18 protein-coding genes are annotated in these 20,398 nt (G+C 70.2%); 9 read left to right on the plus strand and 9 right to left on the minus strand.

Going from position 1 to position 20,398, the window contains the following annotated elements:
* Positions 1-45 precede the first annotated feature (45 nt).
* Positions 46-1,197: an FAD-dependent monooxygenase gene (locus tag BO39_RS08790; protein ID WP_043832116.1), complete on the minus strand. Its 1,152-nt coding sequence runs from the start codon at positions 1,195-1,197 to the stop codon at positions 46-48.
* Positions 1,198-1,285: 88 nt separating this feature from the next.
* The gene (locus BO39_RS08795) at positions 1,286-2,332 is read right to left on the minus strand and encodes an aromatic ring-hydroxylating dioxygenase subunit alpha (protein ID WP_043832118.1); all 1,047 of its coding nucleotides are present in this window, start codon (positions 2,330-2,332) and stop codon (positions 1,286-1,288) included.
* Positions 2,333-2,564: 232 nt separating this feature from the next.
* Between BO39_RS08795 and BO39_RS08800 the strand changes: the two genes are divergently transcribed.
* The 5 genes from BO39_RS08800 (at position 2,565) to BO39_RS08820 (ending at position 7,754) form a co-directional block, all read left to right on the plus strand.
* Positions 2,565-3,269 (plus strand): TetR/AcrR family transcriptional regulator, encoded by a 705-nt coding sequence (locus BO39_RS08800; protein ID WP_043832120.1) that lies wholly within the window; start codon positions 2,565-2,567, stop codon positions 3,267-3,269.
* Positions 3,270-3,361: 92 nt separating this feature from the next.
* Complete coding sequence (locus tag BO39_RS08805) at positions 3,362-5,116, plus strand: hypothetical protein (RefSeq protein WP_043832123.1); 1,755 nt, start codon at positions 3,362-3,364, stop codon at positions 5,114-5,116.
* Between the two features lie 128 nt (positions 5,117-5,244).
* Complete coding sequence (locus BO39_RS08810) at positions 5,245-6,024, plus strand: SDR family NAD(P)-dependent oxidoreductase (protein ID WP_052401837.1); 780 nt, start codon at positions 5,245-5,247, stop codon at positions 6,022-6,024.
* Positions 6,025-6,112: 88 nt separating this feature from the next.
* Complete coding sequence (locus BO39_RS08815) at positions 6,113-7,195, plus strand: NAD(P)H-dependent flavin oxidoreductase (RefSeq protein ID WP_043832125.1); 1,083 nt, start codon at positions 6,113-6,115, stop codon at positions 7,193-7,195.
* Between the two features lie 28 nt (positions 7,196-7,223).
* Positions 7,224-7,754 carry a GNAT family N-acetyltransferase gene (locus BO39_RS08820; protein ID WP_052401838.1) on the plus strand — a complete coding sequence of 177 codons (531 nt, stop codon included), beginning with the start codon at positions 7,224-7,226 and terminating at the stop codon, positions 7,752-7,754.
* Between the two features lie 13 nt (positions 7,755-7,767).
* Here the strand turns inward: BO39_RS08820 and BO39_RS08825 are convergent, their stop codons facing one another.
* The 3 genes from BO39_RS08825 to BO39_RS08835 form a co-directional block, all read right to left on the minus strand.
* Positions 7,768-8,043: a DUF6489 family protein gene (locus BO39_RS08825; protein ID WP_043832128.1), complete on the minus strand. Its 276-nt coding sequence runs from the start codon at positions 8,041-8,043 to the stop codon at positions 7,768-7,770.
* Between the two features lie 22 nt (positions 8,044-8,065).
* Positions 8,066-9,067: an LLM class flavin-dependent oxidoreductase gene (locus BO39_RS08830; RefSeq protein WP_043832391.1), complete on the minus strand. Its 1,002-nt coding sequence runs from the start codon at positions 9,065-9,067 to the stop codon at positions 8,066-8,068.
* A gap of 75 nt (positions 9,068-9,142) precedes the next feature.
* A complete protein-coding gene (locus BO39_RS08835; RefSeq protein WP_043832129.1) occupies positions 9,143-10,474 on the minus strand; it encodes an LLM class flavin-dependent oxidoreductase in 1,332 nt (443 codons plus the stop codon).
* Positions 10,475-10,727: 253 nt separating this feature from the next.
* Between BO39_RS08835 and BO39_RS08840 the strand changes: the two genes are divergently transcribed.
* Complete coding sequence (locus BO39_RS08840; RefSeq protein ID WP_043832132.1) at positions 10,728-10,973, plus strand: hypothetical protein; 246 nt, start codon at positions 10,728-10,730, stop codon at positions 10,971-10,973.
* Positions 10,974-10,989: 16 nt separating this feature from the next.
* On the opposite strand, the gene BO39_RS08845 is transcribed toward BO39_RS08840, so the two are convergent.
* From BO39_RS08845 to BO39_RS08860, 4 genes are all read right to left on the minus strand, one after another.
* Positions 10,990-13,470 (minus strand): glycogen/starch/alpha-glucan phosphorylase, encoded by a 2,481-nt coding sequence (locus tag BO39_RS08845; RefSeq protein ID WP_043832133.1) that lies wholly within the window; start codon positions 13,468-13,470, stop codon positions 10,990-10,992.
* 96 nt (positions 13,471-13,566) lie between these two features.
* Complete coding sequence (glgA, locus tag BO39_RS08850) at positions 13,567-15,009, minus strand: glycogen synthase GlgA (RefSeq protein WP_211257411.1); 1,443 nt, start codon at positions 15,007-15,009, stop codon at positions 13,567-13,569.
* Between the two features lie 5 nt (positions 15,010-15,014).
* Positions 15,015-16,283 carry a glucose-1-phosphate adenylyltransferase gene (glgC, locus tag BO39_RS08855; protein WP_043832137.1) on the minus strand — a complete coding sequence of 423 codons (1,269 nt, stop codon included), beginning with the start codon at positions 16,281-16,283 and terminating at the stop codon, positions 15,015-15,017.
* A 158-nt stretch (positions 16,284-16,441) separates the two neighbouring features.
* Entirely contained in the window at positions 16,442-18,106 is a 1,665-nt protein-coding gene (locus tag BO39_RS08860; RefSeq protein WP_043832138.1) for an ABC transporter substrate-binding protein, read from the minus strand.
* A 137-nt stretch (positions 18,107-18,243) separates the two neighbouring features.
* Here BO39_RS08860 and BO39_RS34925 point away from each other — a divergent pair, with 137 nt between their 5' ends.
* From BO39_RS34925 to BO39_RS08870, 3 genes are read left to right on the plus strand one after another with little or no spacing between them, the layout of a single operon-like run.
* Complete coding sequence (locus BO39_RS34925) at positions 18,244-18,372, plus strand: hypothetical protein (RefSeq protein WP_281175534.1); 129 nt, start codon at positions 18,244-18,246, stop codon at positions 18,370-18,372.
* Positions 18,369-19,421 (plus strand): ABC transporter ATP-binding protein, encoded by a 1,053-nt coding sequence (locus tag BO39_RS08865; RefSeq protein WP_043832140.1) that lies wholly within the window; start codon positions 18,369-18,371, stop codon positions 19,419-19,421. Before BO39_RS34925 ends, BO39_RS08865 begins: the two co-directional genes overlap by 4 nt.
* Complete coding sequence (locus BO39_RS08870; RefSeq protein WP_043832142.1) at positions 19,418-20,392, plus strand: ABC transporter ATP-binding protein; 975 nt, start codon at positions 19,418-19,420, stop codon at positions 20,390-20,392. The genes BO39_RS08865 and BO39_RS08870 overlap by 4 nt, the downstream gene beginning before the upstream one ends.
* Positions 20,393-20,398: the final 6 nt, after the last annotated feature.

Consider the following 20,398-nt stretch of genomic DNA (forward strand, 5'->3'; position numbering starts at 1 on the left):
GGCACGTGGTTCACCTCGACCTCACCCCTTCTCCATGAGGAGAGTCTATGCCGCCGCGCGCACCGGCTCCACCAGCGGCACCTCGAACACGTCGTAGCCGAAGACCCAAGCGGGATCCTCGTTCGTGCGGAGCCAGGTGTTGTCGTGCGACACCTTCTGCACGCGCGAGGCCCGCTCGATCCGGTTGGCGCGATAGAGGGCGAAGGCCGTCTCGTAGTCCTCCGCGCCCACGGCCTTGAAGCAGCGCGCGAGCATCGCCGCATCCTCGATTGCCATCGCCGCGCCCTGCGCCATGTGCGGCTTCATGGGGTGGCAGGCATCGCCCAGCATGACCATCCGCCCGCGGCTCCAGAGCGGCAGCGGGTCGCGCTCCAGCAGGGGCCACTTCGTGATATCGGAACAGGCATCGATCAGCGACTGCACCATGGGGTGATAGCCGGCGAAGGCCTCGTACATCTCCTCCTGGCTGCTCTGCACCCAGGCCTTGCTCATGTCCCACTCCGCCTGGGGCACGCCGGTGACGTAATAGTACTCGTCCTGCCGCTCGGTGACGTAATAGACCATCATGTGCCGGTCCTCGGACCACCACTTCACGCACTGGTCGAAGCTGAAGTCGTACTTGGCCAGTGCCGAGGCCGGGAACACCGCGCGGTGCCCGACATAGCCGGTGTAGCGCGGCAGCTCCGTGCCCAGCATGTGCTCCCGCATGACGGAATTGACGCCATCCGCGCCGATGACGATGTCGGCCTCCACGCTCGTTCCATCCTCGAAGCGCAGCAGCACGTCCCGGTCGCGCTCCTCCAGGCCAATGAGGCGCTTGTCGTAGCGGATCCCGCCGGCCGGCACGGTATCCGCGAGCAGCTTGTGGAAGTCGCCGCGATGCACCGTCAGGTAGGAGGCGCCGTAGGTCCTGCGCGCGTAATCGCCGAACGGGATGCGCGACAGCACCGCCGCGTCGTCCCAGTTCCGGCTGATCCAGGCATCGGGGTGCGAGCCCATCGCCTCCATGGCCGGCTCCAGCCCGATCCGGCGCATGACCTTCATCACGTTCGGCCCGACATGGATGCCGGCGCCCAGCCGCGCGAAGGCGGGCGCCTGCTCGTAGAGGACCGAATCGAAACCCTCCTGCCGCAGCAGAAGGGCGGCGGCGATCCCGCCGAGCCCGGCTCCGACGATGGCAATGCGCGGCTTGCTCACGATGCGGTCTCCTTCGAGGAGGGGTGATGCCGGGTGCGAAGGGTAAGGATCAGCCGGCGGGCACGTCCAGTCCGCTCGGCAGCGGCGCCTATTTCGCTGCCTGCAGCGCCGGGGAAGCCGCCTCGGCCTCGATCAGGCGCCGCACGATGTGCCGCATGCGGTTGGGCGCGGCATCGATCGCAAGCTGCACGGGGCGGAAGCCGGGTCGGCTGCTCTCCTCGGTCTCGATCGCCTCCAGGATGGCCTTGTCCTCGTCGAAGGCGGTGCGGAAACTGCGGTTTAACGCCGCGTCCAGCGCCGCGTCGCCCTGGCCGAAATTGCGCAGGTGGAACCAGTGGTCGATGCAGTGCCCCTCGTCCACCGGGGTGATGCAGTGCACGGCGAAGATGCGAAGGCCCCTGTCTCGGTCGCCATCCGGGCCGATCAGCCCGGCCGGCGCCGTGCCGAAGTCGATGATCGCGACGCAGGGCGCGTGGTAATGATAGTAATGCCAGCGGTCCACACTGCCCTGCACCAGCCCGGTCTGCGCGAAGACGGGAATGGCCGGTGCGTCGAGGATCCAGCGCCACACCACCGTCTCGCGCCCCTCTGCGCGGCTCCGCACGGGCACGCCGACGCTGGCCGCGTTGCCGAGGGTGGAGGTGTGCACGAAGCTGACATGGGAGGGATCGCAGAGGTTGTCGGCCAGGCTGAGGTAGTTGGCCCCGATGGCCAGCGCTTCGCCCGGCACCACGGCCCAGGCGGGGTCGTCGAACTGCGCGAGGTCCACCAGCAACGAGGCCTCCGCCTCCTCTGCCGCGCCCATCCAGACCCAGACCAGGCCAAGCCGCTCCGCGACGGCGTAGGAGCGGACACGCGCCCTTGATGGAATGGTGTCCTGGCCGGGAATGCGCACACAGGCGCCCCGCCCGTCGAAGGTCATGCCGTGATAGCCGCACTCGATGCCGCCGCCGCGCACGCGCCCCAAGGAGAGTGGCGCCATCCGGTGCGGGCAGAGGTCGTCGAGCGCCGCTATGGCGCCACCCTCGCCGCGGAACAGCACGATGTTCTCCCCGAGGACGGTGCGGCGAAGGGGCCCCTCGCCCACGGCGCTGGAGAAGGCTGCCGGGTACCAGCAGTTCCGGATGAAGGCCATGCGAGCGATCCCAGCCTTTCAGAGGGTGCGATCCGGCGCCGCGAGGCTCCGTGACGGCGGGGAGGTTAGCCGGGCCACTTCTCGGAAGTAAACACTTACATACAAAAGCCGACGGTGGTGCCCCGACGTCCGAAATGGCGTCACGCCGCAGCCCCAGGGCGCCAGCGCCTCCCCTGCTTGCCGCTCTGGTATCGGGGTTCTATGGCTGCTGCCCCGAGAGGAACGGCCCGGCATGGCGAAGGCCGCAGCGAAGCGGAAAGAGGAACGGCCCACGGAGGGTGCGAAGGAGCCGCCCCGGCGGACGACGCGTGACGCCGCCGCCACGCGCGGTGCCATCCTTTCCGCCGCCATTGCCGAGTTCGCGCGAGACGGTTTTGGCGGTGCGCGAGTGGACAAGATCTGCCGCCGCGCCGCGGTGAACGAGCGCATGCTCTACCATTATTTCGGCAGCAAGGAGCTGCTCTTCAGAAGCTGCATCGAGAAGGTCTACGAAGATCTCGTAACGGCCGAAGCGTCGCTCGAGCTGGACGGTGCGGGCCCGCGCGAGGCCATGCGGAGCGTCATCGCCTTCACCTGGAACTACTACCGCACGCATCCGGAGCTGATCAGCCTCCTCAACACCGAGAACCTGCATGGCGGCGTCCATGTCCGTTCGTCGGAGCGGATCGAGGGCTTCGCCTCGCCGCAGATCCGCATCACCGAGGACGTGCTCCGCCGCGGCGTGGCGGCCGGACTGTTCCGGCAGGACGTGACGGCGGTCGAGCTGCTCGTGACGATCATGTCGATCTGTTACTTCCCGCTCTCCAACCGCTGGACGCTCGCCAAGTACCTGCGGCGGGACATCGGGGAGGACGCGGCCGGCGAGGCCTGGCTGGATCATGCGACCCGGCTGGTCCTCGATTTTCTCGGATCCCGGGCCACACCGGGCAGTGAATAAGCCGTGAGTGCATCGGCTGGCCGCCGCCCCGGCCTTCACCATCGTGCCTTTCTATAGGATGGACCGTTCCGGAAACTTTACGGGGCCGCTCCATGGTCGCTTGGCGACACGAGACCGAACGGGGGCAGGCTGCCCCCGAGGGCGCGGACCCCTTCGTGGGAAGGGTCGGCAGGTTAGCTGAAGACCCGGCCTCCACCGCGCAAGGCCGGCCGGACCGGCTCGCCCGCCTCCTCTCCTGGTTCGCGGCGCCGCCATCGCTGGGCGCGCTCGTGATCGCCCTATTCCTTTGCCTTCCAATCCCGCTGCTCTCCGCCCTCGCACCCAGGGCTGCGGTGAATTACACGCTGCACGACGTTTTCATCCCGATCGACGCCGCGTGGCGCAGCCTGCAGGGGCAGCGCCCGCACTTCGATTTCTACACGCCGATCGGCGCCGTCTACTTCTGGCTGCACGGCGCCGCCGCCTGGCTCTGGGGCATGGACGCGCGGGTTGTCATCTGGGCGAGCCTCCTTGCCCTGCCCCTCATCCTCATCCTCGGCGCGGTGCTCGCCTGGCGGCGCCTCGGCACCCTCTCCGCCGTGCTGCTGATGTTGATGCTCACGGCGCTCGTCGCGGCGCCCACCTTCATCGACGGGCCACCCTTCCTGGTTGCCCATCTCGCCAACTACAACCGTCTGGGCTGGGCCCTGGCCTCGCTCGTCTGCCTCTGGGCACTGTGCGCCGCACGACGAGAATCGCGCGGCTGGAACGTGGCCGAGACACTGGCGATCGGGGGCGTCCTCTTCCTCCTGTTCTATCTCAAGCTCACCTACTTCCTCTATTCCGTCGGCGTGCTGGCGATCGGCTGCGTCGTCACGCGCGGCCTCTGGCGCCGTGCGGTGCTCGCGCTCGTGGCCTGCGCCGCCGGCGGGATCGTGCTGGAACTCCTCCAACCCGGCCTCTTCGGCGCTTACCGCGCGGATGTGGCGCGAGCCGCCGCGGCCAACACCGTCCTGATGCGCGGCTACGCGGTGGAGCGCGCGATCGAGTACAACGCGACGCTCGGCTTGCTGGCCTGCCTCCTCGTCGGGCTCGCCTTGTGGCTCCTCCCGGCGCGGCGCCTCGCCATCCTCGGCGTCGCGGCCGCCGCCGCGGGCAGCGTGCTCCTCGCCACGCAGAACTGGGGCGGCTTCGCACCGCCCCTCGTCGTCCTGCTGATGATCCTGGCCGAATGGCTTCCCCAGGGCGCGGGTCCGAGCCGCGCGGACACCCGGGCGGCCCTGCTGACCCTCGGGGTTGGCACGGCGGTCCTCGCGACGCTGCCCTTCGTGCTCACCCAGGCCAACGGCACCCTGAACCATGTCGTGCTGGCGCGCGGCGGCGCGGGCGGTGGCCACCGCGTGGATGACGGCAGCACCGAGACCTTCCGCAACATGCGCTGGTACACGAACAGCTTCGAACGCTACGAGTTCCCCAAGGACTTCGACGCGGAGGAGGCGCGCCGCTGGGGGCTGAAGCCGCAATCGGACGCGATGCAGGCGGTCCTCGCGGACGGCTACGGCCTCATCGCCCGGCTCGGGGTGCAGCGGGCGCGGATCGAGAACATCGCCTTCTCCAACCCCTTCCCCGCCGGCCTGCGCTGGCCCTCCCCGCGCGGCGTCGCGCTGTGGTGGGACGTGGACCGCACCTTCGTGCCGGGGAAGCTCGCGCCCGAGCAGGTCTTGGGCGATGCCGACGTCGTCATGGTCCCGAAGGTCTGGCAAGACATCGCCAACAGCACCGCCCTGGAAGCGGTCGTCCATCCGGCGCTCGAAGCGGGATTCGCCCCGTATGAGAGCCGCTACTGGACAGCCTGGGTCCGGCGATAGGCCGGAAGGCACCGGCCCTGTCCGGGGCACCCGGCGGGGGAGGCCATTGCGCGGCCAGCCGCGCCGGAACTTCCTCGCCGGCCCGCTGTTTCTCCGCTGGCCCTTCCCGCCAGCACATCGAGGCACCCATGCAGCACCCGCCGAGCGCCGCACTCGTCAGCGGAGCCACCAGCGGCATCGGCGAGGCCTTCGCGCACGCCCTGCCCCCGACGACCAACCTTCTGCTGACGGGCCGGAACGAGGAAGGGCTGGCCCGCGTGGCCGCCGCTCTCCAGGAGGCCGGGCCGGGGCGACGCGTGGAGACGATCGCTGCCGACCTCTCGACCGACGAGGGCCTGGACGATGTCTGCGCCGCCGGCGAGGCCTTCGGCATCGATCTTCTCATCTGCGACGCAGGCGTCGGCCCCTTCGGCGACTTCCTCTCCGCCGCCGAGCCCGATCTGCGGCAGACGGTGCAGGTCAACGCCATGGCGCCGCTCGTGATGATGCGCCGCCTGCTGCCGGGCATGCTCATGCGGGCAGAGGCGGAGGCGCGCCGGGCCGGGCTGATCGTCGTCTCGAGCGGCCTCGGCTTCCTGCCGGTGCCGCGGCTGGCCACCTACGCCGCGACCAAGGCCTTCGACCTCTCGCTGACCGAGGCCCTGGCCGCGGAGCTTTCCTCCCGCCCCGTGGACATCCTCGCCCTCTGTCCCACCGCCACCCGCAGCCGCTTCGCCGAACGCTCCGGCTTCGGGCATAACCTGCCGGGCGCACAACGGCCCGCCTACGTCGCCCGCCGCGCCCTGGCAGCCCTCGGACGGCAGCGGACCCTCGTCCTCGGCCCGCTTTCCGGCTCCATCCTCACCGTCCCGGCCCTGGTCCGCGCCGCGGCGGCTCAGGCAATTCAGGCCGTGATGCCGCGGGGCTGATCCTCCCGCCGCGCGGCCGCCCCCTGGCCCTTCCACCCGGACGGAGGACGCGGGCATCATCGGCCGGCATGACGGGGGAGGAAGCGGGATGGTCGCGATGACCACGCGGGCGGAGGAATTCTGCCGCCGCTACGGGATGAGGATGCCGATCCTGCTCGCGCCGATGGCCGGTGTGCCCGCGCCCGCGCTTTCAGTGGCGGTGGCGAATGCCGGCGGGATGGGCTCCTGCGGCGTGCTGCTCATGACGCCCGACGCCATCCTCGGCTGGGCGCGGGGGGTGCGCGCCGGCACGAACGGCCCCTTCAACCTCAACATCTGGATCCCCGACCCGCCGCCGGAGCGCGACCGGGAGGGTGAGGACGCAGTGCGCGGCTTTCTCTCGGCCTGGGGTCCCCCGGTGCCGGAGCGTGCGGGCGACGCGACGCCGCCGGACTTCGCCGCCCAGTGCGCGGCGATGCTGGAGGCCGGCCCGGCCGTCATCTCCTCCGTCATGGGGATCTTCGCCCCGGATTTTGTCGCCCGGCTGAAGGCGCGCGGCATCGCCTGGTTCGCCAATGTCTCAACCGTCGCCGAAGCCCGCGCGGCCGAGGCCGCCGGCGCCGATGCCGTGGTCGCCCAGGGGATGGAAGCGGGCGGCCACCGGGGTTGCTTCGATGCGGCGGCGGCCGAGGCCGGGATGGTCGGCCTCTTCTCCCTCCTGCCGGCGGTGGTGGATGCTGTTCGCATCCCCGTGGTCGCGACCGGCGGCATCGCGGACGGGCGCGGCGTGGCGGCGGCCCTGACCCTCGGCGCCTCGGCGGCGCAGATCGGAACCGGCTTCCTCCGCTCCCCGGAGGCGGGCATCCCAGGCGCCTGGGCCGATGGCCTGGCCACCACGCCGCCCGAGGCCACGGTCGTCAGCCGCGTCTTCAGCGGGCGAACCGGGCGGAGCCTCCCCACCGCCTATGTGCGGGCCGCGACGGCGCCGGGTGCGCCGCGGCCCGCGCCCTATCCGGTGCAGCGGGGCCTGACAGCCGCCATGCGGGAGCAGGGCGTGAGGACGAACGACCTCGACCGCCTGCAGGCATGGGCCGGGCAGTCCGCCAGCCTTGCCCGCGCCGAGCCGGCCGGCGAACTCGCGGGTGCCATCTGGGCCGACGCGCGCCGCCTATTGCCGGCCGGTGCGGCCTGATGTGGGCAAGCCTGGCGCAGGGAGCAGGATGACCGGCCGGGAGGAAGATCGACAGCCCCAGGCGGAGGCGCCGCCATGGCGCGAGGCCGTGCCGTCCGATCTCCGCGCGATCGACCTCGTCGCGCGCGCCGTCCACCCCCTTCTCCCGGAACGCCCGGAGGTCTTCGCCGAGAAGCTCCGGCTCTTCCCCCCCGGCTGCCTCGTCGCCGAGCGCGGGGAGGAGGTGGTTGGGTACGTCCTGTCCCATCCCTGGCCATGCGGCGCGGTGCCGCCCCTCGACCACTTCCTCGGCACCCTGCCGCAAGGGGCGGCCTGCCTGTTCATCCACGACGTGGCGCTCATGCCGGGCGCGCGCGGCCTCGGCGTGGGACGATCCCTGCTGCCGCGGCTCGACCTCGTCGCGCGCCGCCACGGCCTGGGCGCGATGGCGCTGGTCTCCGTCTATGGGACGGAGCGGTTCTGGCATGGGCTGGGCTTCGCCACGGAACCGGACGGGCTCGCCGAGGGCTATGGCCCCTCGGCCCGCTACATGACCCGTGCGCTGCCGCCGGCCCCCTGAAGGCGTGGAGCCCTCAGGAGTTTTCCGGCTTCTTCGGCGTGAAGGCGGCCCCGAAGAGGCTCGACATCGCATCCTGCATCGCCCCGGGCGTCCAACTCGCGCCGGAGGTCCAGGGCGCCATGGGCAGCCAGGTCCGGAGCACTGCCTCCGGCGTCATCTGAGAGACCACATCGGCCATTTGCTGGCTGATCTTCGCCATGGCCGCCTCCTGCATGGGCTTCACGTCGGGGAGGCCGAAGAAGCTGCGCGCCTCCTCGGGCGTGCAGTCGACTTCAATGGTGAACTTCATCCTGCCTCCCCTCGCCCCGGTGTCACGCCGCGGCCGCCCGCTCCGCCGCCACCTCCGCCAGGATGGCAAAGGAGCGCTTGCGGGCCGCGTGATCGTGGATCTGCCCGGTGACCATCAACTCGTCCGCGCCGGTGCGGGCCACAAGATCCCGCAGCCCCTGCCGCACGGTGTCCGGCCCGCCGACGATGGAGACCGAGAGGGAGTTGCGGATCATCGCCTGGGCATAGGGGTCCAGCCCCTCGAAGAAACCCTCCTGCGGAGCGGGCAGCTTGCCGGGCCGACCGCTGCGAAGATTTACGAAGGCCTGCTGGTGCGAGGAGAAGAGCAGCCGCGCCGCCGCGTCCGTCTCCGCCGCGTGCACGTTCACGCCAAGCATGACGTAAGGGCGTTCGAGGTGCCCGGAGGGCCGGAAGCGCTCCCGGTAGATGGCCATCGCCTCCTCCATGGAACCGGGGGCGAAGTGGGAGGCGAAGGCGTAAGGCAGGCCCAGCGCCGCCGCGAGTTGGGCGCCGTAGGTCGATGAGCCGAGGATCCAGACGGGAACATCAAGCCCCGCACCGGGAACCGCCTGCACGCGCTGGCCCGGCTGGGCCGGGCGGAAATAGGCCATCAGCTCCATCACGTCCTGCGGGAAGGAATCAACATCCCCTTGCAGCGTGCGGCGAAGCGCATGGGCGGTCACCTGGTCCGAGCCCGGCGCGCGGCCGAGGCCGAGGTCGACGCGCCCCGGGTAGAGCGAGGCCAGGGTGCCGAACTGCTCGGCAATGGCCAGCGGGGCGTGGTTCGGCAGCATCACGCCACCCGCCCCGATCCGAATGCGGGAGGTGCCGTGCGCGACATGCGCGAGCGCCACCGCCGTCGCCGCGCTGGCGATGCCCGGCATGTTGTGGTGCTCGGCCATCCAGTAGCGGTTGTAGCCGAGGCTGTCCGCGTGGCGGGCGAGGTCCGCGGAGTTCCGCAACGCCTGGCCGGCGTCGCTGCCCTCTGGGACGGGGGAGAGGTCGAGGACGGAGAGCGGGATCATGGGCTGCATATGGGGCGCGCGTCCTCGACTTCGACAGGGTTGCCCCGCTGAAGGGGCAGGAAGGCGCCGCGCGGGCTAACCCGGGAAGAACCGGTTGCCCGGCCGCGGCAGCCCGAGGTTCTCCCGCAGCGTCCGCCCCTCGTACTCCGTGCGGTGAATACCGCGGCGCTGAAGCTCCGGAACCACCCGATCCACGAAGTCGTCCAGCCCGCCCGGCAGGTAGGGGAACATGATGTTGAAGCCATCGCAGGCGCCCGTCTCCAGCCATTCCTGCATCTCGTCCGCAATGCTCGAAGGCGTGCCGACCATGGCCGCGCCGGAATAACCGCCGAGGCGCTGGGCGAGCTGGCGGACGGTCAGTCCTTCCCGCCGGGCGAGGCCGATGGCGCGCTCCCGGCCGGACTTGCTGGCGTTGGTTTCGGGAATGCTCTCGGGCAGCGGGCCGTCCGGATCGAAAACCGAGGCGTCGGTGCCGAGGGCCACGGAGAGGGAGGCGATCGCGCTGTCGTAATGGACGCCGGAATCGAGGAGGGCCCGCTTCTCGCGCGCCTCCTCCTTGCTGTCACCGACGATGACGAAGGCGCCGGGGAGGACCAGCAGGTGGCCGGGATCCCTCCCCGCCCTCTCCGTGCGCGCCTTCACGTCGGCGTAGAAGTCGCGCGCGAGCTCGATCGTGCCGCCGGCCGCGAAAATCACCTCCGCCGTCTCGGCCGCGAGCTGCCGCCCGTCATCCGAGGCGCCGGCCTGGACGATCACCGGGTGGCCCTGGACCGGCCTCGCGACGTTGAGCGGGCCGCGGACGGAGAAGTGCTCCCCCTTGTGACCGAGGACGTGCATTTTATCCGGATCGAAGTACGTGCCGCTCTCGACGTCGCGAATGAAGGCGTCGTCGGCCCAGGAGTCCCAGAGGCCCTTCACCACGTCGATAAACTCATGCGCCCGGCGGTAGCGGGCGGCATGCTGCCAGTGCTCCTCGCGACCAAAATTCATCGCCTCGTTCGGATTGCCCGAGGTCACGACATTCCAGCCGGCGCGCCCGTGGCTGATATGGTCGAGCGAGGCGAACTTGCGGGCAACGTGCCAGGGCTCGTTATAGGTGGTGGAGGCCGTGGCGATGAGCCCGAGCCGCTCCGTCACCATCGACAGTGCCGGCAGGAGCGTCAGCGGGTCGAAGCTGGTAGTGGTCGCGCTGCGCTTCAGGGCCTGGAGCGGCATGTTCAGCACGGCCTGGTGATCGGCCATGAAGAAGGCGTCGAAGCGCGCCTCCTCCAGCCGCCGAGCGAAGCGGACAAGGTGGTCGAGGTTGAAGTTGGCGTCCGGATAGGCCCCTGGATAGCGCCAGGCGGCCGTGTGGATGCTGACCGGGCGCATGAAGGCGCCCAGGCGCAGGCGACGGGAGGAGGGCATCAGCGCTCAATTCACGAATTTATTTCGTTTATTTATATGATCCTCCCCCTGCGACGGTGCAAGGCACCCCGTGAGCGAGCGGCACCGAGGGCCGTTCCGCAGCTTTTGGAACGACACGCCGGCACGCCCACAGGCTCATTCCTGCAGGTGGAACAAAGGAATCGATGCGATCAAACAATGTTTCGACACCGTCGCCTCTCTTCCGTGCTAGAGGTCGCCGCGATGTCGCGACGTCGCGGGAAAAAGGCAGGAGATGGCCGACGAGACGCTGCGGAAAGCCATGGCCGCCGCTGTCCGAGCGGTCCTGAAGGAGGGACTGCGAAAGGCGGAGGACCCCGTGAGCTATCTCCGCTCCGCCGCTTCCGAGGTTCGCCAGCTCGTCACGCTCTTCGAGCAGGATGTGGCGGATGCCGATGAATCGAACGCCGCCGTCCGCGCCATCCTGGCCGAAGAAGTGGAAGCCGCCGCCGAGGAGCTGATTCGCCGGCTGCGACACTAGCCCACAAACGCGTCCCTCAGCGCGCCTTCACGCCCCAGATATCCGCCGCGTACTCCCGGATCGTCCGGTCGGACGAGAACCAGCCGACATGGGCCGTGTTCAGCACGGCCGCCCGCCACCAGGAAGCCGGCTCTCGCCAGCGCGTCGCGACATCGCCCTGCCGCGCGTTGTAGGAATCGAAGTCCGCCGTGACGAGGTAGCGGTCGTCGTGCAGCAGACCCTCGACCAGCCCCCGGTAGCGGTCCGGTTCGCCCGGGGAGAAGACGCCCGAGGCGATGGCGTCGAGCGCCCCCTGGAGGTCCGGGGAAGCCGCGGCGGCCGCGCGGGCGTCGTGGCCCGCGCGCTTGTGGGAGGCGACCTCCGCCGCGGTGAGGCCGAAGATGAAGATCTCGTCCCGTCCCACGCGCTCGTCGATCTCGACATTGGCGCCGTCCAGCGTGCCGATCGTCAGCGCGCCGTTGAGGGCGAGCTTCATGTTGCCGGTGCCGGAGGCCTCGAGCCCCGCGGTCGAGATCTGTTCGGACAGGTCCGCCGCCGGGATGATCGCCTCGGCCAGGCTGACATTGTAGTTCGGCATGAAGGCGACCTTCAGCAGGTCGCCCACGGAGGGATCGTCGTTGATCACGGCGGCCACGTCGTTGGCCAGGCGGATGATCAGCTTCGCCTGGTGGTAGCTCGGTGCCGCCTTGCCCGCCAGGATCTTCACCCGCGGCACCCAGTTGTCCGTGGGGTGCGCCCGCATCGTGTTGTAGAGCGCCACCGTCTGCAGGATGTTCAGCAGCTGGCGCTTGTACTCGTGGATGCGCTTGATCTGCACGTCGAACAGCGCGTCCGGGTCGATCTTCAGCCCCATGCGCGCGGAGACGAGCGCGGACAGCCGCTCCTTCGCGGTCCGGCGCTGGGCAGCGAAGCGCTGGCGGAATCCGGCATCGGCAGCGAAGGGCACCAGCGCCTCCAGCCGGTCCGGATCGTCCAGCACGGCCGGGCCCACCGCCTCGACCAGCAGCTGCGTCAGGCCGGGATTGGCGCGGTGCAGCCAGCGGCGGAAGGTGATGCCGTTGGTCTTGTTCGTGATCCGGTCGCCGCAGACATGGTTGAGGTCGGCAAAGACCGTGTCCCGCATGAGCTGCGTGTGCAGCGCCGAGACGCCGTTGATCCGGTGCGAGCCGACGAAGGCGAGATGCCCCATCCGCACGCGGCGCCCATGGCTCTCGTCGATGAGCGAGACGGAGGAGAGCAGCGCGTCGCGCGCCCCGTCCGCCCGCGCCTGGTCGAGGTGCCGGGCGTTGATGAGGTAGATGAGCTGCATGTGGCGCGGCAGCAGCCGCTCCATCATCGGCACCGCCCAGGTCTCCAGCGCCTCGGGCAGCAACGTGTGGTTCGTGTAGGAGAAGACGGCCTGGGTGATCTTCCAGGCGGGATCCCAGGCGAAGCCGTGCACGTCGATCAGCAGCCGCATCAGTTCGGCCACGCCGATCGCGGGATGGGTGTCGTTGAGCTGGACCGCAACCTGCTCGGCAAGGGTCGTCAGGTCGGGGAAGCGGGAGAGGTGCCGCCGGATGATGTCCTGCAGCGAGGCGGAGGCGAAGAAATACTCCTGCCGCAGCCGCAGCTCCTGCCCCGCCTCCGTCTCGTCACCGGGATAGAGCACGCGCGAGATCGCCTCGGCCCGCATCCGCGCGGTCTGGGCACCCACATGGTCGCCACGGTTGAATTCGCTGAGGTGGAGCGGATCCGTCGCGCGCGCCGACCAGAGGCGGAGCGTGTTGATGCGCTGCCCGCGCCAGCCCACCACCGGCGTGTCATAGGCCAGCGCGTTGACGATCTCGCCCGCGTGCCAGACGAAGCGCGAGGAACCGTCCGGCGCCACTTCCGAGCGCACATGCCCGCCGAAGCGGACCTCGTAGACAAGGCCCGACCGCTCGAACTCCCACGGGTTGCCGAGGGCGAGCCAGTCCTCCGGCACCTCGTGCTGCAGACCGTTCGCGATGATCTGGCGGAACAGCCCGTTCTCGTAGCGGATGCCGTAGCCATAGGCGGGCACGTCCACGCTCGCCATGCTCTCCATGAAGCAGGCCGCCAGGCGTCCGAGGCCGCCATTGCCGAGTGCCGCGTCCGCCTCCTGCCCGGCCACCGCGTCGAGATCGACGCCGAGCCCCTCCAGCGCCAGCCGCGCCGTCTCGGTCAGGCCAAGATTGCCCAGCGTGTCCGAGAGGAGGCGCCCGATGAGGAACTCCATCGAGAGGTAGCAGACACCCTTGCGCCCCTCCGCCCGCGTCGCGTCGTTCGAGCGGCGCCAGGCGTCCACCACGTGGTCGCGAGCGGCAAGGGCGGTTGAGACGAACCAGTCACGCTCGCTCGCCCGCTCCCGGCGGCCGCCGACATGATAGGCGAGCTTGTCCAGGATCGTCCGGCGGAAGGCCTTCACCGCCGCTTCGTCCGGCACCTGGCCGGGAGCGAAGCTCTGAAGGGACGTGGAGGGGAGGCTGTCGGTCATGGATCTCTTGATAAGGGATTTCCGGGCACGGGAGGACGGATGTTTGAAAGATTTCCCAGCCAGTGCACACGAAAAGTTTACCCTGTGGCAGGCGCGTCAGCGACCCGCGGCCACCTCCCGGTAGAGCGCAGCGTATCGTTCCGCGGAGCGGACCCAGCCGACCGGCGCACGAAGGGCGTTGGCCTGGGTTCGCGCCCAGGCGCCGCGATCCGCCCATAGCGCGGCGAGGCGGTCGAGCGCGGCCTCGAGGGCGGGCACGGTGGTCGGCGCGAATTGCAGACCGGTCGCAACCCCGGTGGCCAGGGCGGCCTCGTTCGCATCGATCACGGTATCGGCCAGACCGCCCACCCGCGCGACCACCGGCAGCGCGCCGTAGCGCAGGGCACAGAGCTGGGTCAGGCCGCAGGGTTCGAAGCGGGAGGGCACGAGCAGGGCGTCCGACCCACCCTGGATCAGGTGGGCAAGGGATTCGTCGTAGCCGATATGCGCCGCGATACGGCCGGGATGGGCCTCGGCGGCCGCGCGGAAACCCGCCTCCAGCCCCCCCTCGCCAGCGCCCAGGACCGCGAGGTCCATTCCCAGTCCCAGCAGCCGCGGTAGCGCCTGAAGAAGAAGGTCCATCCCCTTCTGCCCCGTCAGGCGGGTGATGACGCCGAGCAAAAGCCGCTCCGGCCGCGCCTCCAGCCCCATGCGGACGCGGAGGGCGGCGCGGTTCGCCTCCCGCGCGGCGGGATGCCCGGCGTCGAAGGGGGCAGCGAGGTGCGGGTCGGCGCCCGGGTTCCAGGCCGTCTCGTCGATGCCGTTGAGGATGCCGGTAAGCGCCCCCGCACGCGTGCGCAACAGGCCGTCCAGCCCCTGCCCTTCCTCGGGGGTCGCGATCTCCCGCGCATAGGTGGGGGAAACGGTCGTGATGCGGTCCGCCAGCCGCAGCCCGGCCTTCAGCGCACCGATGCCGCCGAAGAACTCCACCCCCTCGATGTCGAAGGCATGCGGCGGCAGGCGGAGTTCCGACAGCAGGGCGGCCGGTGCCCATCCATGGAAGGCGAGGTTATGGACGGTGAAGACCGTGCCCGGCCGCGGCCCCTCGCCATAATGCAGGTAGGCCGGCAGCAACCCGGCCTGCCAGTCATGCGCGTGCACGGCGTCGGGGCGCCAGTCCGGCAGGGCGCCGCGGCCGATCTCCGCCGCCGCCCAGCAGAGGGCCGCGAAGCGCTGCGGGTTGTCCGGCCAATCGCGCGACCAGGGATCGGCATAGGGGCCACCCGGCCGGGCATAGAGATGCGGCGCATCCAGCAGGAGGAGGTCCAGCCCCGCCTCCCGGATCGCGAGAACACGGGCTGGCCCGCCGAAGAGATCCTCGAAGCCGTGCACCGCCTCCGCCCCTGCGGCACGCGCCAGAACGGCGGGATAGGCCGGGATCAGGGTGCGGACCTCGACATCGCACGCCGCCAGGGCGGCAGGCAGCGCGCCGACCACGTCCGCCAGGCCGCCCGTCTTGACCAACGGGAAGCACTCCGAGGCGACGGAGAGGACGCGCAGCGCGCTCATGCGCGGAGAGCGTCGATCATCGGCTGGGTGATAAGGCAGACGCCGCCGGGGGAGCGGCGGAACCGCCGGGCGTCCTCCTCCGGGTCCTCGCCTACCACCAGCCCCTCCGGCAGCACCACGCCGCTGTCCACCACCACCTTCTCCAGGCGCGAGTGGCGCCCGACGATCACGCCAGGCAACAGCACCGCGCCTTCCACCGTGCCGTAGGAACGCACGCGCACATGGGAGAAGAGCAGCGAGCGCCGCACATGCGAGCCCGAGACGATGCAGCCGCCGGAGACGAGTGAATCGACCGCCATGCCGCGCCGACCGTCGTCGTCGAGGACGAACTTGGCGGGGGGCGTAATCTCTCCGTTCGTCCAGATCGGCCAGTCGCGGTCATAGATGTCGAGGGAGGGAACGACGTCGGTAAGGTCGATATTCGCCTGCCAGAACGCGTCGATGGTGCCCACGTCACGCCAGTAGGCCTCCGCCTCATCGCCGGAACGAACGCAGGACTCCTCGAAGCGGTGCGCGACCGCCGCGCCGCGCGCGACGAGGGCCGGGATAATGTCCTTGCCGAAGTCGCGGCTGGAGGCCGGGTTCTGAGCATCGCGTCGCAGTTCCTCCGCCAGGAGGCGCGTCTCAAAGACGTAGATCCCCATCGAGGCGAGGGCCACGTCCGGGCGGCCGGGGATGGAGGGCGGATCGGCGGGCTTCTCGAGGAAGGAGATGATGCGGTCCGAGGTGTCCACATGCATGACGCCGAAGGCACTCGCCTCCTGCCGCGGCACCTCGATGCAGGCGACGGTCACCTCGGCGCCGGAGGAGACGTGCCGCTGCAGCATCACCTCGTAATCCATCTTGTAAACGTGGTCGCCGGCGAGCAGGACGATGTAGCGCGGGCCGTAGCTCTCAATGATGTCGAGGTTCTGGAAGACCGCGTCGGCCGTGCCCGCGTACCACTCCGTCTCCGACACGCGCTGGCTGGCGGGGAGGATGTCGAAGCTCTCGTTCCGCTCGGGCCGCAGGAAGTTCCAGCCGCGCTGCATGTGGCGGATGAGGCTGTGCGCCTTGTACTGAGTCGCAACGCCGATCCGCCGGATGCCCGAATTGATGGCGTTAGAGAGAGCGAAGTCGATGATGCGTGACTTCGCCCCGAAGAACACGGCAGGCTTCGCGCGGCGATCGGTCAGCTCCATCAGGCGGGAACCGCGGCCGCCAGCCAGCACATAGGCCATGGCGTAGCGCGCCAGGGGCGCGGCGTGCACCGGGCTCTTTGCCATCGTTGTTGTAACTCCTCCCTCTCGCCGCGCGAGTATGCCAGCTTCCACGCGCTCGGGAATGGGGGGCTACCGGACACGCCCGCGCGATCCGCAACGAAAACGGGCCGCCCCTCCGGCGAGGGGGCGGCCCATTCGAGCCCGGCCAGGGAAAGGCGGGTTCAGTCCATCGACATGGTGGCGATGTCGATGAACCAGCTACGGGGCTGCACCACCCCCTTGATCCGCGTCGAGAGGGCACGCGGCCCGACATCGTGGGCCACCCAGAGGAAGGGCGCTTCCTCCACGATCCGGGCATGCAGCTTCGCCAGGGCGGCGTCGCGGCCGGCGGCGTCGAAGGTCGTGCGGGCGGTGGTGATGATCTCGTCGAACTCGGGGTTGGAGAAGTAGCCCCAGTTGTTCGAGACCGGCGGCTGCGCCGCGGTGGAAACGAAGCGGACCATGGCGAAGAAGGGGTCCATGGCGGCGAAGCTGACATTCGTGGCATTGGCGCCGCGGGCATTCGGGCTGCGCGCCCCTTCCCGCCAGTTGTTGAACACCGCGTTCCACTCGCCGACCTCGAGTTGCACGTCGAAGTAGCAGGCGCGCAGCGCCTCCTGCAGGAACTCGTTCATCGTCAGCGGCTGCATCTGGCCGGAGCCGGAGGCGGAGGTGAGCACCTTCACGGAAAGCCGCCGCTGGGGCCCGAAGCCGGCCTCGCGCATCAGCCGCTGCGCCTCCGCCAGGTCGTAGCGGATCCGGAAGCTCGGATTGCCCCACCAGGGATGCCCGGGCGCGACCGTGCCCTGCGGCACCTCCATCAGCCCCGAGAGAAGGGTCTTCAGCTCCGAGCGGTCCACGCAGAGGTTGGCGGCCTGGCGCACGCGGCGGTCCAGCCAGGGCGAGCCCTCGGCGAAGGAGAACTGCCAGGGCCAGACATGCGGCTGGGCGTTCTGGTACATGCGGAACCCGCGCGAGGTGATCTGCTGCACCGCATCCGGCGCCGGGGCCTCGATCCAGTCCACCTGGTTGCCCAGCAGCGCGGCGGTGCGGGTATTCGCCTCCGGGATGGGCAGGAGCACCACGCGGTCGATCTTCGGGCGGCGCGCGGCGTCCCAGTAGTCGCGGTTGGCGACCATCTCGAAGCGCTCCCGCGGGACGAGGCGGGTGCCGCGGAAGGGGCCAGTGCCCGAGGGCTCGGCCGCGAAAGCGGTCCAGGCCTGGGCCGCGCGCTGCTTCGGGTCGGTCACGGCCGCCGGCACGGCCGCGAGCTTGGCCGCCCAATGCGTGGGCGAGACGATGAAGAGGTTGGTGAGGTTGATCGGCAGGAAGCTGTCCGGCTCGCTCGTCACCAGCTCCACCTCGTTCTCCGAGATGGCGCGGGCGGAGCGCAGGGTGGGCATCCGGCTGGCCGTCACGCCCACCTGGGAGGCGTCGTAATGCGGCGCGTTGGGGTCGAGCACCTTCTGCACGTTCCAGACCACGGCGGCGGCATCGAAGGGGCTGCCGTCATGGAAGCGCACGCCCTGCCGGAGCTTGAAGCGCCACCGCGTCTTGTCGGCTTCGTCCACCGCCCATTCGGTCGAGAGGCCCGGTATGATGACGGAGGCGCGGTCCGCGCTGGAAAGGTCCCAGTTCACCAGGGCGTCGAACATCGGGATGCCGGTGAAGCGGTTGCCCTCGAAGCCCTGGTCGGGCTGGCCGAGGGTGCGGGGGATGTCGGCCGCGGTCATGCCGATCCGCAGCACCTTCTCCTGCGCGCGGGCAGGGCCTGCGGCCAGGGGCGAACCCAGCGCGGCGATCAGGGCGCCCGCCATCAGCCAGCGCCGTCCGGTAATCCTGCCCATGCGTGCTCCCTCTCAGTGTTCAGTCCTCCCCCGATGATTGGCAAGTTCGATGCCAGGGACGAACCGGGCGATGGCATGGGGATTGCTCCTCCGACCGAAGCGACTTCCTCACGGGACGAGGCGCCGGAGAGACTTTCATGACGACGAGCCGACCGGCCCTTCTGGGTGCCGGCCTTGCGGGCGCCGCCCTGCCCTGGGACATCGCGCTGGCGGGCAGCACGCGGCGGAGCCCATCCCCACACTTCCGCAGGGTCTCCACGGCATGACCGGTGCCACGCCCCTCCTCCTGCCGCTCCCGGATATCGGCGGCCCCGCGCAGCCGCTGCTGACCGTCCGCGGACTGACGAAGCACTTCCCGCTGAAAAGCGGCTTTCTCGGCCGCGGGGCGGGCGTGGTGCGGGCGGTGGACGAACTCGATTTCGAGGTGCTGAAAGGCGAGACCCTCGGCATTGTCGGGGAATCCGGCTGCGGCAAGTCCACCACCTCCCGCCTCATCATGGCGCTGATGGCCCCGACCTCCGGCGAGGTGATCTTCGACGGACGCAAGGTCGGCAGCCGCGAGATGCCGCTGAAGGAGTACCGCCGCCAGGTGCAGATGGTGTTCCAGGACAGCTACGCCTCGCTCAACCCGCGCCTGACCATCGAGGAATCAATCGCCTTCGCGCCGCGCGTCCACGGGCTGTCGCGCGGGGATTCGCGGGTACGGGCGCGGGACCTGCTGGCGGCGGTCGGGCTGGCGCCGGACAGCTTCGCGCGGCGCTACCCGCACGAGCTCTCGGGTGGCCAGAGGCAGCGCGTGAACATCGCCCGCGCCCTCGCGCTGCGGCCGCGCATGGTGCTGCTGGACGAGCCCGTCTCGGCCCTCGACAAGTCGGTGGAGGCGCAGGTTCTGAACCTGCTGCAGGACATCAAGGGCCAGTTCGGCCTCACCTACGTCTTCATCTCGCACGACCTGAACGTGGTACAGTACATGTCGGACCGCGTGTTAGTGATGTACCTCGGCCGCGTGGCGGAGGTCGGGCCGGCGGAGGCGATCTACGCCTCCGCCGCACACCCCTACACGGCGGCGCTGCTGGCCAGCCGGCCCTCCATGGACCCCGATCTTCGACGCACGGAGCCGCCCCTATCGGGCGATCCGCCGAACCCGATCAACCCGCCCGCCGGCTGTCGCTTCCACACGCGCTGCGGCTTCGCGGAACCCGTTTGCTCCGCCACCGTGCCGCCTCTGCACGCCGCACCGGGCGGGCAGCGCGCGGCCTGCCTGATGGTGGTGCCGGGCAGCGGCCACAGCCAGGCACCGGACCTCGCCGCATGAGCGCGCCGCTGGTGCATGTGCGCGACCTCGAGGTGCGCTTCGTGACGCGCGACGCCACCGTGCACGCGGTGAACGGCGTCTCCTTCGACCTCGCGGAGCGGGAATCCCTCTGCATCCTCGGTGAGAGCGGGTCAGGCAAGTCGGTCACGCTGCGGGCGCTGATGGGGCTCAACCCGCCGCGGCGCACGAAGCTCTCGGGCACGGTGCGGGTCGGCGGGCACGACATTCTCGCGGCCTCCGAGCGGCGGCTGGCCGATATCCGTGGCGGCACCGTCTCCATGATCTTCCAGGAGCCGATGACGGCGCTGGACCCGGTCTTCACCATCGGCCGCCAGATCGCCGAGACAGTGATGCGCCACGAGGGGCTGAGCCGCGCGAGCGCCGACGCGCGGGCGCTGGAGCTGCTGGAGCTGGTGCAGATCCCCTCCGCCAAGCGGCGCCTCGCGGCCTATCCGCACGAGCTGTCGGGCGGGCTGCGGCAGCGGGCGATGATCGCCATCGCCCTCTCCTGCCGCCCGAAGCTGCTTCTGGCGGACGAGCCGACCACGGCGCTGGACGCCACCGTGCAGATCCAGATCCTGCTCCTCCTGCGGCGTCTCCAGCAGGAAATGGGCATGGGCGTGATCTTCGTCACCCACGACCTCGGCGTCGCTGGCGAGATCGCGGACCGCGTGGCCGTCATGTATGCCGGCAAGTTCATCGAGGAGGGACCGGTGCGCAGCCTCATGCGCGCGCCGCTGCATCCCTATGCCCAGGGCCTGCTCGGCGCCACCGTGCATTCCGGCATGCGTGGGGAACGGCTGACGACCATCCCCGGCGCGCCACCTAACCTCGAGCGCGTGCCGAAGGGCTGCGCCTTCGCCCCCCGCTGCGCCCTTGTGGAGGAGGCCTGCCTGCCCGCGGTGCCGACCTTCCGCAGCCCCTTCCCCGGCCATGCCGCGCGCTGCGTGCGCGTGCGCGACGCCGCCTGAGCCGGA

Origin of the sequence: Roseomonas aerilata DSM 19363, from assembly GCF_000711725.1 — a bacterium.
GTDB classification, from domain to species: Bacteria; Pseudomonadota; Alphaproteobacteria; order Acetobacterales; family Acetobacteraceae; genus Roseomonas; species Roseomonas aerilata.